Genomic DNA, 14,033 nt, shown 5'->3' with positions numbered 1-14,033 from the left:
CCCGTATCATTGCCCGCTTTGCGACGGCCGCGCCCTGCGGCCCCTCCTGCCTTTTTCGCGTTCCCGCTTTCCCGGTTCCCCCTCCCCCATGTCCCACGGTCTCAATCTCGCCCAGCAAGAAGCGGTCAACTACATGCACGGTCCCTGTCTGGTGCTCGCAGGTGCGGGCTCGGGCAAGACGCGCGTGATCACGCACAAGATCGGCCGGCTGATCCAGTCGGGCCTGAAGCCCGAGCGCATCGCGGCCATCACCTTCACGAACAAGGCGGCGGCCGAAATGCGCGAGCGCGCCAAGGACCTGATCGGGCGCGACGCGCGCAAGGTGGTGGTGTGCACCTTCCACGCGCTGGGCGTGCGCATGATGCGAGAAGACGGCCACGTGCTGGGCCTGAAGAAGGCCTTCAGCATCCTGGACGCCGACGACGTCACCAAGATATTGAAAGACTGCGGCGGCACCGTCGACATCGCCACCGCCCGCATCTGGCAGTGGACGATCAGCAAGTGGAAGAACATGGGCCTGAACGCTGCGCAGGCCGCGGCCGCCGCGGTGGACGACAACGAGCGCATCACGGCCGAGATCATGGTCCAGTACGAAGAGCGGCTGCAGGCCTACCAGAGCGTGGACTTCGACGACCTCATCGGCATGCCGCTGAAGCTGCTGTACGAGTTCCCCGAGGTGCGCGCCAAGTGGCAGGCCATGCTGGGCCACATCCTGGTCGACGAATACCAGGACACCAACGCCACGCAGTACGAAGTGCTCAAGGCGCTGGCCGGCGAGCGCGGCCAGTTCACGGCGGTGGGCGACGACGACCAGTCGATCTACGGCTGGCGCGGCGCCACGCTGGACAACCTGAAGAAGCTGCCGGTCGACTACCCGACGCTCAAGGTCATCAAGCTGGAACAGAACTACCGCTCCACCAGCGCCATTCTTCGCGCGGCCAACAACGTGATCGGCCCCAACCCCAAGCTGTTTCCGAAGACGCTGTTCTCCGAACTCGGCGAAGGCGAGCCGGTGCGCATCGTCGATGCCGACACCGAGCTGCACGAGGCCGAGCGCACGGTGGCGCGGATCATCAGCCTGCGCGCGGGCGACACGGTGTCGCAGGGCAAGCAGTACAAGGAGTTCCGCGACTTCGCGATCCTGTACCGCGCCAACCACCAGGCGCGCATCTTCGAACAGGCGCTGCGCAAGGCACAGATTCCCTACAAGGTGTCGGGCGGCCAGAGCTTCTTCGACCGCGCCGAGATCAAGGACCTGTGCGGCTGGTTCCGCCTGTGGGTCAACAACGACGACGACCCGGCGTTCCTGCGCGCCATCACCACGCCCAAGCGCGGCATCGGCCACACCACGCTGGCCAGCCTGGGCAGCTTCGCGAGCCAGTACAAGCTGAGCCTGTTCGCGGCGCTGTTCAGCCCCTCGCTGCCGAGCGTGATCCCCAAGCGCACGCTCGACGGCGTGCACGAGTTCGGCCGCTACATCAACGACCTGGAATACCGCGCGCGCCGCACCATGGGCGCCGAAGCCTCGCGCGCCTTCATGCTCGAGTGGCTCAAGGAGATCGACTACGAGCGCCATCTGTACGAAGGCGAGGACAGCGAGGCCGCAGCCGCCACGCGCTGGACCAACGTGCTGGAGTTCGTCGACTGGATGTCGCAGCGCGCCGGCGGCTCGCTCGACGACGCCTCGGGCGCCGATGACACGAACCCGAACGAGCACAAGAGCCTGCTCGAGGTGGCGCAGACCATCTCGCTGCTGTCGACCATCAGCGAGCGCGAGCAGGACCAGAACGTGGTCACGCTCTCGACGCTGCATGCGTCCAAGGGCCTGGAGTGGCCGCACGTGATGCTCATCGGCGTGACCGAGGGCCTGCTGCCCTTCAAGCTCGACGACGACAACGGCCGCCAGAAGGTGGTGAGCGACGAGACCACGCAGCGCCTGCAGGAAGAGCGCCGCCTCATGTACGTGGGCATCACACGCGCGCAGCGCAGCCTGGCCGTGAGCTGGACCAAGAAGCGCAAGCAGGGCCGCGACATGGTGCCTTGCATGCCGAGCCGATTCATCGCCGAGATGGGCCTGGACAAGGCCACGACCAAGGAAGACCCGCGCGAGAAACTGAAGGCGCTGCGCGCCGAGTTCGCACGCAAGGCGCTGGACAGCGCGGCCAAGGCCGCCGCCACGCCATGAGGACGACGGCGACGGTCGCAGTCGCGCTGCTTGCCGCCGCCCTCGCGGCCGGTTGCACAACGCCCCGCGACCCCAACTGCCCCGCCGACGCACGCGAGCTGCCGCTGCAGGCGCTGTACGGCCAGTGGGACGCCCGCTTCGACGACCTGCCCGGCACGGCCGTCGTGCAGCTGGGCAAGCACCCCGAGTACGCCGGCGTGCGCGGCACCATCACGCGCCGCGCCGATGCCTCAACAAAGACGACCGTCGCGCAGCTCGCTGGCGATGTCGACGACGAGGGCGCGCTGTCCATCGACGAATCGCTGGACGGCCGCGCCATCAGCGGCGTCTGGTCGGGCACGCTGCAACCCGGCGCCTGCGGCCGCGAGTTCCGCGGCACGTGGCGCGATGCCGCGACCGAGCGCACGCACCCGTTCGTGCTGCGCAAGACCGTCGCACAGGAAGGAAAGCCATGAAGACGACACGACGACACCCTGCTTCTCTGTTCACGCTGCGCACCGTGGCTGCCGTGGCCGCATGCCTCGGCGCCGCATCTGTCGCACAAGCACAAGCCGTCGACAAGCCCGCCAGTCCGCTGGCCGATGCACAACTCACCTGGCAGCAATGCGCCGCGCTCGGCGCGAACAACGAGGCACGCCTGGCCTGCTACGACCGCTGGTCGCAACAACAGACGCTGCCCTCGGTGTCGGTGCCCGTGGCGCCGCCGGTGCTCGCGAGCACGCAGCCGCCGGTGGACGGCACGATTCCGGCCACGCGCGTGGTCTCGGTCGCGACCATCGAAGGCTGCCGCGACCGCCAGTACTCGACGCTGTCGCGCTTCTGGGAACTCGAGAACGCCACCGACTGCGGCACCTTCGGTTTCCGCGGCTACCGCCCGCTCACGGTGTCGGCATCGGCCGCCACCGACAAGCCCCAGCCGCCGACCTCGCCGTCGGCCGGCCACACGGCCGAGCCCGTGGCCTACCAGGCGAACGAGATGCGCATCGGCCTGTCAGTGCGCACCAAGCTCGCGCAGGGCATGCTCACGCAGAACGACCCGATCAAGAAGGACTCGCTGTGGTTCGCCTATTCGCAGCAGTCGACCTGGCAGCTGTTCAACGGCTCGATCTCGCGGCCCTTCCGCACCACCGACCACGAGCCCGAGCTGATGTATGTCTACCCGACCGACGTCCACCTGCCCGGCGGCTGGCGCTGGCGCTATGCGGGCGTGGGCATCGTGCACCAGTCGAACGGCCAGAGCCTGCCGCTGTCGCGCAGCTGGAACCGCGTGTACCTGATGGGCGGCGCCGAGCTCGACGACCGCTTCACCGTCACGGGCCGCGTCTGGCAGCGCATGTCCGAAAGCGCCGCGAAGGACGACAACCCCGACATCGCCGACTACATCGGCCGCGCCGAAGTCACGGGCCGCTGGAACCTCAACCGCGACAACCAACTGGGCATCACGGTGCGCAACAACCTGCGCGACAGCGGCCGCGGCTCGGTGCGCCTCGAATGGCTGAAGGCCATCGGCGACCCGACCAAGAGCAACCTGCGCTTCCACACGCAGCTGTTCCATGGCTACGGCGACACGCTGGTGGACTACAACCGCAAACGCACGGTGCTCAGCATCGGCCTCAGCCTCGTCGATTTCTGATCTTCATCCTCACATCCAGGCCCCACAGATGAGTGCAGACCTCACCCCCGTCGATGCCACGCAGCGCGAGATCATCGCGGCCCTGCACGTGGCGCCCGTCTTCGATGCCGCCGCCGAACTCGCGCGGCGCACCGACTTCCTCGCCGACTACCTGCGCAGCACCGGCCTGAAGACGCTGGTGCTGGGCATCAGCGGCGGCGTCGATTCGCTGACCGCCGGCTGCCTCGCGCAGCGCGCGGTCGAGAAGCTGCGCGCCGAAGGCCGCGACGCCACCTTCATCGCGATGCGCCTGCCCTACGGCGTGCAGCGCGATGAGGCCGAGGCGCAGGCCGGGCTGGCGGTGATCCGCCCCGACCGCCTGCTGACGGTGGACATCCGCCCCGCCGCCGATGCGATGCTGGCCGCGCTGCGCGCGGGCGGGCAGGCGTTTCGCGATGCGGCGCACGAGGATTTCGTGCTCGGCAACATCAAGGCGCGCCAGCGCATGATTGCGCAGTTCGCGGTGGCCGGTGCGCACGACGGCCTCGTGATCGGCACCGACCACGCAGCGGAAGCGCTGATGGGTTTCTTCACCAAGTTCGGCGACGGCGCGGCCGACATCACGCCGCTCACCGGCCTCAACAAGCGCCGCGTGCGCGCGGTGGCGCAGCTGCTGGGCGCGCCCGATGCGCTGGTCTACAAGGTGCCCACGGCCGACCTCGAGTCGCTGGTGCCGGGCAAGCCCGACGAAGACGCCTTCGGCGTGAGCTACGAGCAGATCGACGATTTCCTCGAAGGCAAGCCGGTGTCGGCCGCGGCGCGTGCGGTGATCCTGTCGACGCATCGCAAGAGCGCCCACAAGCGGGCGCTGCCGGTCGAACCGCCCGCACTTGGGTGACAAACGGATCACATTGAAGTCCCCGAAAGGGATGCTTCGATGCATGTGTAAAGCATCGGACGAAAAAAAGTCGCGAAATACCAGCCTGAGAGGGACTTGATTAACCTTTAGGTATCAATTGGTGCGCTTTTGTCTGCAAGAATTTTGGACGACCGGACACACAGTCCGGCCTTCTGGAACCTCATGCTTGACGTAGTGAAACCCGAAATCCTGGTGGTCGACGACGATCCCGAAGTCTGCGAGACGCTGGTCGACCTGCTGGAGTCGTCGGGCTTTCGCGCACAGGCCGTGCCGGACGGCCTGGCCATGGCAGCCCGGCTCGACCAGCGCGCCTTCTCGCTCGTGATCATCGACCTGCGTCTGAAGAAGGAAGACGGCATCGAGCTCGCACGCCAGCTGCGCACGCGCTCGCGCATCCCGATCATCATCCTCACCGGCCAGGGCACGGCCGCCGATCGCATCCTGGGCCTGGAAACCGCCGTCGACGATTTCATCGCCAAGCCCTTCGACAACCGCGAACTGGTCGCGCGCATCCGCGCGCTGCTGCGCCGCTCGGCCGAGACCGGCATGCCGCGCTCGCTGCGCACCGACCGCCTGAGCCACGAGCGCTACCTGTTCGGCCCCTGGACCCTCAACATCACCGCGCGCGAGCTGCTGCACGGCGACGGCACGCCCTGCGACCTGACGCACGGCGAGTTCGCCCTGCTCGAGGTCTTCGTGCTGCATGCGAACCGCGTCATCGACCGCGAGCAGCTGCTGCTCAAGACGCGCAGCGCCCAGTCGGACGCGGTGAGCCGCACGATCGACGTGCTGGTGTCGCGCCTGCGCCGCAAGATCGAAGAAGATCCGGACCATCCGCGCTTCATCTGCACGGAACGCGGCGCGGGCTACCGCTTTGCAGCGAACGTGGTGCGCTGCTGAGGCAGCAGCGCCGGCACCCGCCCGCCCCATGCAAGGCCCCCGCACCTCCTCGAACGCGAACGCGCCTGCGCGCGGGCGCAAGCGCTCGTGCAGCCTGCGCGGGCGATGGCTCTCCGCGTTCGCCGTACTGGCCATCACCACGCTGGTGCTGGCCGCCGTGGCGATGGTGGCGCTGTTCAACGCCAAGGCCGCGATCCAGGGCTTCGACGAGCGCATCCTGCCGTCGGTGGCGAAGTCGCTCGCGCTGTCGGAGCGCGTCACTCACCTGGCGGCGGCAGCGCCGTACGTGGCGGAAATGTCGATATCGGCGCGGCTCAACCAGGAAAAGGCCGATCTGCTGAAGCGACAGGAGGAGGTGCGCGCGCTCGCGGCGCAACTGCCGCCAGCGAGCGGCGCAGCCACCGGTGTGCCGAAGGTGCTGAGCGCCATGCAGGTGGTGCTGGACGATCTGATCGAGTTCAAGCGCCTGGACCTCGCGCTGCGGGAAGAAGGCCGCGGGCGCATTCACGCGCTGAGCCAGATGGAGCACCGCATCGCCGATCTGCCCGAGCGTTCCAGGTTCGTTGCAGACCACACGCTGCATCTGCTGCGGGTTGCCTTGTACGCCCACAACACGCTCGACCTGGACGAGGCCGAGCGGGTCTATCTCGCCTACGCCGGCTCAGCCAACGCCTTGCGCATCGATGCGGCGATCCGCGCCCAGATCGCCGCGCAGGCCGACAGCATCTTCGCGCTGCGCAGGCAGCACCTCGCGCTGCGCGATCGCAAGACCCTGCTGCTGACCTCCACGCGCGTGCTCTCGGAAGAGCTCACGCGCTCGGTCGACCGCCATGTGGCGGCGCTCAGCGCCGAGGTGTCCTCGCGCGAACATTCGGTGGGCCTGATCGTGCGCTCGGGGCTGATCGCGGTCACGCTCGCGCTGCTGGTCGCGGCCGCCGCGCTGGTGCTCGGGTACTGGAGCCTGCGCGAATCGCTGCGCGACCTCACGCGGGTCACCTCCGCCATCACCGAGCTGTCGCACGGCAACGCCAGCGCGCCGCCCGATGTCTCGCGACGCGACGACGAGGTCGGTGCGCTCGTCGGTGCATTCAACGTGTTCCGCGACAACACGCTGTCGATGCGGCGGATGGGTGCGGACATTTCGGAGCAACGGCGCCTGCTGCGCACGGTGCTCGACAGCATCGACGACGGCCTGGGCGCGTTCGACGCCGAAGGCCGCCTGGTGGCCTGGAACCCGCGCTTCGCCGCGCTGCTGCGCCTGCCCGCGCAGGCGATCCATACCGGCGCGACGCTCGACACGCTGCGCGCGGCGCTACCGGCGCTGGCCGACGGCCGCCCCGCCGTCGACCTGCTGGGGCCGCCCGACGCACAGCGGCGGCGCGACGACTACCTGCTCGACAACGGCCAGGTGCTGGCCGTGCGCAACCACCCCATGCCGGCCGGCGGCTTCGTCACGCTGTACAGCGACCAGAGCGAGAGCCGCGCGCTCGAACGGCAAGTGCGGCAGGCGCAGAAGATGGAAGTGCTGGGCCAGCTCACGGGCGGCGTCGCGCACGACTTCAACAACCTGCTGGCGGCGATCTTCAGCAACCTGCAGCTGCTGCAGTCGCGCGACGACCTGTCGCCCGACATGCGCCGGATCGTGGACCGGGCGTTCCGGGCCTCGGAGCGCGGCGCCGTGCTCACGACGCGCCTGCTGGCCTTTGCACGCCGCCAGACGCTGCGCGCCGAAGTGATCGATGTCGACCAGATGCTGGCCGGGTTGCAGGACCTGATCGAGTACTCGCTCGGCCAGGGCATCCGCGTCGAGCTCGACCTGCAGGCCGACGGGGCGTGCGTGCTGGCCGACGGCGGGCAGCTCGAGAACGCAATCCTCAACCTGGCGCTGAACGGGGGCGCGGCGATGCCGCGCGGGGGTGTGCTCACGCTGCACAGCGCGTGGCACGCGGCGGCGGCTGCGGCGCATGGCGTGAATGGCGCGCAGGGCAGCCCTGGCCCGGTGGTCGAGATCCGCATCAGCGACACGGGCCACGGCATGCCGCCGCACGTGCTGGAGCACATCTTCGAACCCTTCTTCTCGACCAAGGAGAACGAAGGCAGCGGGCGGGGCCTGAGCATCGTCTACGGCTTCGTCAAGCAGTCGGGCGGCGACCTGCGCGTGCGCAGCACGGTCGGCCAGGGCACCGCGTTCACGCTGGTGCTGCCCGAGGCCGCGCCGTCGGCGGCGCCGGCCTGCGCACCGCCGCCACCCGCGCTGTCGCTCGACGCCTTGCAGGTGCTGCTGGTGGACGACGACACCGACGTGCGCGACGCCACCTTCGAATTTTTCAAGGAGCACGGTGCGCGAGTGCAGGCGGTGGCGTCGGCCACCGACGCCACCGCCGCGCTCGAACGCCAGGCCTTCGACCTGGTGCTGTCGGACGTCAGCCTGGGGCCCGGCGGCGACGGCCTGCAGCTGATGCGCGACGTGCAGCGCCTCTACCCGCGCACTGCCGTGGTGTTGATCTCGGGACTTCCCTCCGACCTGCTCGCGCACCGCCACGCGGTGCCGCCGCGCACGCGGATCCTGCGCAAGCCTTTCCTCACGGCCGACCTGGTGCGGGCCATTGCGCAGGCCCTGGCCCACCACCGCACAGACGCACCAGCGACCACGGCCCACGCGGCCTGACCGAGTTACCTGAGCGGGCGCCCCCGGGCCGCGGGCCTCCGCATGCGCAGAACACTTGTTTGCATTGCGCGTGTTTCTTTGTGCTTTTGAATTGTTTACTTTTTATTTACAGAGCTCCGCCCCAATAGGTCTTGAGCGCCGACCGTTCGCCTGCCGCGAATCCGGACGGCCCGGCAACCGCCACAAGACACAGACAAAGGGGAGTGCTCGATGCCACGACGAGGGACACGCAGGAAGACCGCACGGGGCGCCGCCGCGCCGCATCCGCGATGAGGAGCGCCATCAAGCCGCAAGGCGTGCGCCGCAACCCCGCGCCGGAGATCGAGCACAGCTTCATGCACCATCCGCAGACCGGGCCGGTGCCTTCGGGCCAGCGTGGCTTCCTGCACAGCCTGCAGCACGGCAGCCCGTCACCGCAGGAGCGCTGGCACTGCCACGACGCGTACGAGCTGCACCTGATCGCCGACACGGGAGGCTGGGCCTTCGTCGGCGACCACGTCGAGCGCTTCGAGCCCGGCCACCTGGTGCTCACCGGGCCGCGCTTGCCGCACAACTGGGTGTCGCTCAACCTGCCGTCCGAAGGCGTGGAACTTCGCAGCCTCGCCTTGCAGTTTCCGGACGCGCCGCTACGCCAGGGCATGCAGGTGTTCGCCGAGCTCCAGGAGGCAGCCCCGCTGCTCGAAATGGCCCGCTACGGGGTCGAGTTCTTTGGCATCAGCGACGACGTGCGCGAGCACCTCGAGCGCCTGCAGCGCAGCGAAGGGCCCGAACGGTTCTCCGAGTTTCTCGGCCTGCTGAGCCTGCTCACGCGCTGCAGGCAGCATCGCGTGCTCTCGTCGGGCTGGCTGCCGGTCAAGGGCAACGCGGAGACGGTCGCTGGCATCGGCAAGGCCGTCGCGTACATCCGGCAGCACCTCGACCAGCCGTTGTCACTCTCGGAGGTCTGCGCGCAGACAGGCCTGAGCCAGGGCAGTTTTTCGCGGCTGTTCAGCCAGGCCACGGGCGTGCCGTTCACCGATTTCGTGAACCGGCTGCGCGTCGGCAAGGCGTGCCAGCTGCTGATGGAAAGCGACCAGCAGATCTCGAGCATCTGCTACGCCGCCGGGTACAACAACATCGCCAACTTCAACCGACGCTTCCTGGAGATCAAGGGCATGACGCCCAAGGAGTTCCGCCTGCGGATGGCCATGCGCCACAGCCAGAGCCAGACGCTGCCGATCTCGCGGCTCGACATGGCGGGCGTCAGCGTCGGTGCGATGGCCGCCACCGACACGGTTCACGCCAGCGTCGCGACATCGCAGCGTCAGTCGTAGGCGAGCGTCACCAATGCGGCCGATGGGCCGCCTGCTTGCGGCTGCGCCAACGCAAGCAGTGACAGCGTGCCGCCCTGCTGGCCGATCGCATGCCACTGCGCGGGATCGATGGCCTGCGTGCGCCCCCGGCTGTCCACGAAGCGCGCCGACACCGCCTGCGTGCGCGCCATCTCGACCTTCATTCGCGCGCTGGGCCGGTCCACGGTTTCACGGGAAAAGGCCAGCTCGGCCTGGCGTTCGCCCGTCGATGTCGCCTTCATCCGCTGCGGCTGTTGTCGTTGATGTTGCTGGGGTTGCACCAGGGCCACCTGGTAGGGCGCGGCGACGATGGCACCGGTGAAATGAATGGTGCCGTCCCCGGCGTGGCTGCCAAGCGCCAGGCCGCCCAGCCAGGGAATGCCAACCATCGCGGCCAGCCGACGAAGAGAAACCGTGCGTCGTTCCATGGGTGCTCCCTCCTTGCCATCTGCCGCCGAAGCGGCACGTTCAAGAGCGCCTTGGGCAAGGCGAAGGAGCCATGTTAAGCGTGCAATGTGACGCGTTTCTCAGTGCATTCACTCCACCTGACGGCGCTGTCTGCGTGCAAGATGGCGGGTTGTGCCGAGGGCGTGCGGACCGGATGCGCAAGGGGCGCGTTAAGGGCGTGCTACTGGTAGTTCAACGTGAATGTCATCACGGCATTGGCAGTACCGGGCCCGACCACTGCTCCGGTCTGGTAGTAGGCGGCCTGCAGCTTGACGGAATGGGTGCTACCCGAAGTAACGTTATAGCCCGTCAGAGGATAGTTCTTTCCGAACTGTAGGACTGCGGACGCTGCGTCCTTCAGTTGCACGCCGATCCCCGAGGCGGTCGCCCCCGGAGACAACGCGATCACACCGTTGGATGGCACCAACACACCAGCGGGCGCGGCAAATTGATATCCGATGTTCAGCGGCCGTGAGACGCCGCCGACGGTGACCAGCATGCCCGGAGGGCACGTGACCGTGATCGCGAACGCCTTCGCGGGCCCCGTGGCTCCAATCCTGCTGAAGGCCGAGCTCTTGTGTGATCCCAGGGCAACGGCCACATCCTGCACAGTGCAGGTCGGAGGGCCTTGGACGACAGTGGGTCCCACGGTCACTCCCCATGCTCCCTTGCTGAGAACGCCATTGATGCTGTACCTCGATTCCAGCATCGACGCGGAGGGAGTGACCGTGCCACCGCTGATCGGGCCGGTTTTCACATACTGCATGCGCAGGCCAATCCCCAGCGTGGTCTTGGTCGACGACGCCAGCCCGCACTGGAACCAGACGCCGTATTCAGGCGCCGACTGGACCGTTCCTGCAACGCCTGCCGAAGGCAATCCACCGGGATCCAGTACACCACTCATGCACGCAAGCCCTTGCACTGAAAGGCCGATGGCAAATGCGACGCCGACCCCTGGAACATTGGTTTCGAAGACACTGACCGCTGCCCCCGAGTAACTGGTCTGAATGCCTGACTTGGACAGTCCTGCGACCCTGATTGCTGCGCCGAAAACGGCATTCCCGGTGCACTCATACATGGAAGTCGTCGCTGAAGATAGGCCTCGCCAATCCATCAGGATCCCGCCAACCGGCAGGTCACGAGGCACAGCGATCGTGGCTGGCACAACAAGTATCTGATTGGCCATCGGAGCACATTTCGTTTGCGCAAGGGTCATGGAAGGCACCCCCAGCAAGCACATGACGAGACACACCAGTGCCGCGCGCATGATGCGGCTGCCCGATCTCGATAGCCATCCCTTGCAGTTCATCGCGTGTCCTTGTTTGTCCGTTGTCTTGAGGCAGGCTCGCCCCTCACTGGGCGCACTGAGCGTCCACCGCCTGCCACGGCGACGCAGGGGCATCGGTCGGCGCCACGCCCGACAGAAGCGGCAGGCTGCAGCGCTGCCCCTTCTCCTCGCCCCACGCCAGTTCGTACTGCGCGGCGTCGGCGATCACGCTGCGCAGCAAGAGCCGCCCGTCCTGCGCCACCGTGCCGACCTCCTGCCCCGCCGCGTCCGTCACCCGCGCACCGAACGGCACCGGCGTGCCGTCGGCCAGGGTGACGCGCACGAGCACCGAGCGCCCGCCACCCGAGGTCTCGAACTTCAGCTTGACCACGGCGCCCGCCGTGGGTGCGACGCGCTGCGTGCTCGACTTCAGCTCCACGCTCATCGGCAGGCCCTTGGGATCGAGCTCGACTTCGTTGCTCGCAAAGGGCGCGAGGTTCGACACCACGGCCTGCCCTCCTGGCCCGACACGCAACCCGCTTGCATTGGCGACTCGCGCGCCGTTCGCGCCCGTCGCCTCGACGATGGCGAGCGTTTCGCCCATCGCAGGCGCGAACACCACGCCACCGCCGTGGGCCACCACACCGCCCGACACGCCCACGCCCAGCTGCGAATAGCCTTCGCCGGCCGACGCGCTGCCGCGCCAGGTGGCGACGGGCGAGACATGGGCCACCGTGGCGCCGCCGCCGGTGCGTGACGACGTCGACACCCCGTCGCCCCCGCTGCTGTGGCTCGCGTTGAGGCTGTAGCTCCACGCGTTGTCTTCGCCGAACACGCCGCCTGCGGAGGTGCGCATGTCGATCGCGCCGCTGGAATCGCGCTGCACGCTCGACGTGGTGTAGACCTCGCGCGACCCGGCGTCCAGCGGAATGCCGAAGGTCAGCATGACCGTGTTGTTCCAGCGCTTGCGCAAGGGGTCGAACTGCCGGGCGGCCGAGAGCCCGAGGTTCACGCGGCCGAAGCTCTTGCTGTAGCCGGCCTGGAACTGCGTGTCCCGGCCCTCGCGGTTCCAGTAGTCCTGGGTCGAGCCGCTCAGGTAGAAGGACCCCAGGTCGCCCGGCAGGTTCTGGTTGAGCATGAGCTGAAGGCGGCCGCGCAGGTGTCCACCCGGCAGGCCGCTGCCGTCGCCGCGCGAGGGCCCCGGGGCCTCGCCCAGCGCCACGGCTTCGCGCAGACCCAGGTAGCCCTTGCTCGAATAGCGGTAGGCCGCAAGCGTGACGTGGGTGTCGGTGGGCGCCAGGATCTTGGTGTAGGCCAGCCGCACGCTGTGGCCGCTTCGGCGCTCCTGCCCGGACAGGCTGGCCGCGGTGCCGGTCAGGTCGACGCCGAAGGCGCCCCAGCTGGTGTTGAGCGCAGCCCCACCCACCAGGGCGCGATAGCCGCGTGCAAGCAGCACGCCGCCGTAGCCCGTGAGCATGTTCGTGAAGCCATGCTGCACTGTGCCCTGGAACAACGCGCGCCGGCTGTGCAGCTGTGAATCGCGCAATTGGCCCGCCGTCACGCGGTAACGCGTGATGCCGGGACGCAGCGCGTTCACCGCGGCGGCGTAAGGCACCTTCGACACCTGCACGCTGCCGTCGGCTTCGGTGACTTCGACGTCGAGGTCGCCGCCGTAGCCCGTGGGGTACAGGTCGTCGATCACGAAGGCGCCGGCCGCCACCGTGGTCTCGCGCAGCAGGTTGCCGTTCTGTCTGACGCGCACCACCGCGTTGCCCCGGGCGATGCCCGTGATGCGCGGCGCATAGCCGCGCTGGGACTCCGGCACCATGCGGTCGTCGGTGGCCAGCTGCACGCCGCGAAAGCCGAAGCTGTCGAACAGCGCGCCTTCGGTGAAGGCATCGCCCACCACCAGCTGACTGCCCCAGGGCTCGATGGCGCGCTGCACGTAGGTTTGCGTGCCCTGGTAGTGGGTGCCGCGCGCCGAGCCGGTCGTGAGGCTGCCGTGGTGCCGCAGCCGCCAGGGGCCGATGTTGCCGCCCGCCACCAGGCCCACGTAGCCCTGGCTGTCCGAGCGTCCTGCGGTCTTCGAGCGGTAGTAGTTGGCGTCGTACTGCAGCAAGGCGGCGGGCACGCCGTCGTCCCATTGGCTCGGGTCCACATGGCCGCGCGCCTGGCGCCGAAGCGCCGCCTGCGGCACGCCGATGTCGAGCCGCTGTTCGCCGTTGTCGAAGAACGCGGTCGCGTCGGGCACCAACTGGGCCAGCGTCACGCAGTCTCGTTTCGATGGCGACGGCGCTGCGCCCGGCAGCAGGGCTGTTGCCTCGGGCGACAGGCGCTGCAGATCGACACCGACACGCTCGAGCAGATCGCGGTCGAAGCAGGTCGCAACATCGCCGCTGCGCGCGCCCACGGCTTTCAGCGTGACGGTGCTGCGCCCGAGCCAGACCTGGTTGACGTAGAGGTCGGCGCGATAGCGCCCCGCCTCAGCGGGGTTGCCCTTGTTGTAGCGGCTCAGGTCCAGCGGTACGCCGTTGCCCAGCCGCAGGAAGTCTTCGTTGAAACGCACTTCCGCAGGCTGCGTTGCGGCGGCCGGCGTGTCGGCCCTGGCCTGCGTGCCGGCCGCCATCGCCAGAAGCGCCGCCACCGCGCAGGGGGACAACCGCCGCACGGTCCGCACGGCGTTCTTCGAGGCCTTCATGCATCG

At 68.4% G+C, this 14,033-nt stretch carries 10 protein-coding genes; 7 read left to right on the top strand and 3 right to left on the bottom strand.

What is annotated here, in order from left to right:
* The first annotated feature begins 88 nt into the window (after window positions 1-88).
* From AC57B8_RS13665 to AC57B8_RS13635, 7 genes are all read left to right on the top strand, one after another.
* The gene (locus tag AC57B8_RS13665; RefSeq protein ID WP_062476196.1) at window positions 89-2,185 is read left to right on the top strand and encodes an ATP-dependent helicase; all 2,097 of its coding nucleotides are present in this window, start codon (window positions 89-91) and stop codon (window positions 2,183-2,185) included.
* Window positions 2,182-2,640 carry a hypothetical protein gene (locus AC57B8_RS13660; RefSeq protein WP_496479883.1) on the top strand — a complete coding sequence of 153 codons (459 nt, stop codon included), beginning with the start codon at window positions 2,182-2,184 and terminating at the stop codon, window positions 2,638-2,640. The genes AC57B8_RS13665 and AC57B8_RS13660 overlap by 4 nt, the downstream gene beginning before the upstream one ends.
* Window positions 2,637-3,818, top strand: a complete 1,182-nt coding sequence (locus AC57B8_RS13655) for a phospholipase A (RefSeq protein WP_496479882.1) — start codon at window positions 2,637-2,639, stop codon at window positions 3,816-3,818. Before AC57B8_RS13660 ends, AC57B8_RS13655 begins: the two co-directional genes overlap by 4 nt.
* Before the next feature lie 28 nt (window positions 3,819-3,846).
* Complete coding sequence (nadE, locus tag AC57B8_RS13650; protein ID WP_496479881.1) at window positions 3,847-4,695, top strand: NAD(+) synthase; 849 nt, start codon at window positions 3,847-3,849, stop codon at window positions 4,693-4,695.
* 195 nt (window positions 4,696-4,890) lie between these two features.
* The gene (locus AC57B8_RS13645) at window positions 4,891-5,616 is read left to right on the top strand and encodes a response regulator (RefSeq protein WP_492733704.1); all 726 of its coding nucleotides are present in this window, start codon (window positions 4,891-4,893) and stop codon (window positions 5,614-5,616) included.
* A gap of 28 nt (window positions 5,617-5,644) precedes the next feature.
* Window positions 5,645-8,284 (top strand): ATP-binding protein, encoded by a 2,640-nt coding sequence (locus AC57B8_RS13640; RefSeq protein WP_496479880.1) that lies wholly within the window; start codon window positions 5,645-5,647, stop codon window positions 8,282-8,284.
* A 203-nt stretch (window positions 8,285-8,487) separates the two neighbouring features.
* Window positions 8,488-9,597, top strand: coding sequence for a helix-turn-helix domain-containing protein (locus tag AC57B8_RS13635; RefSeq protein WP_496479879.1), 1,110 nt, complete (start codon window positions 8,488-8,490; stop codon window positions 9,595-9,597).
* On the opposite strand, the gene AC57B8_RS13630 is transcribed toward AC57B8_RS13635, so the two are convergent.
* The 3 genes from AC57B8_RS13630 to AC57B8_RS13620 all read right to left on the bottom strand — a co-directional run bounded on the left by AC57B8_RS13630 (window position 9,588) and on the right by AC57B8_RS13620 (window position 14,027).
* Complete coding sequence (locus tag AC57B8_RS13630; RefSeq protein WP_496479878.1) at window positions 9,588-10,043, bottom strand: hypothetical protein; 456 nt, start codon at window positions 10,041-10,043, stop codon at window positions 9,588-9,590. The genes AC57B8_RS13635 and AC57B8_RS13630 overlap by 10 nt on opposite strands.
* Window positions 10,044-10,243: 200 nt before the next feature.
* Entirely contained in the window at window positions 10,244-11,371 is a 1,128-nt protein-coding gene (locus tag AC57B8_RS13625) for a fimbrial protein (RefSeq protein WP_496479877.1), read from the bottom strand.
* Window positions 11,372-11,414: 43 nt separating this feature from the next.
* Window positions 11,415-14,027 (bottom strand): fimbria/pilus outer membrane usher protein, encoded by a 2,613-nt coding sequence (locus AC57B8_RS13620; RefSeq protein ID WP_496479876.1) that lies wholly within the window; start codon window positions 14,025-14,027, stop codon window positions 11,415-11,417.
* Window positions 14,028-14,033: the final 6 nt, after the last annotated feature.

This window comes from Variovorax sp. BGA-UO-ETr-C22 (assembly GCF_059567965.1).
This window is presented reverse-complemented; position numbering and strand designations above follow the sequence as displayed.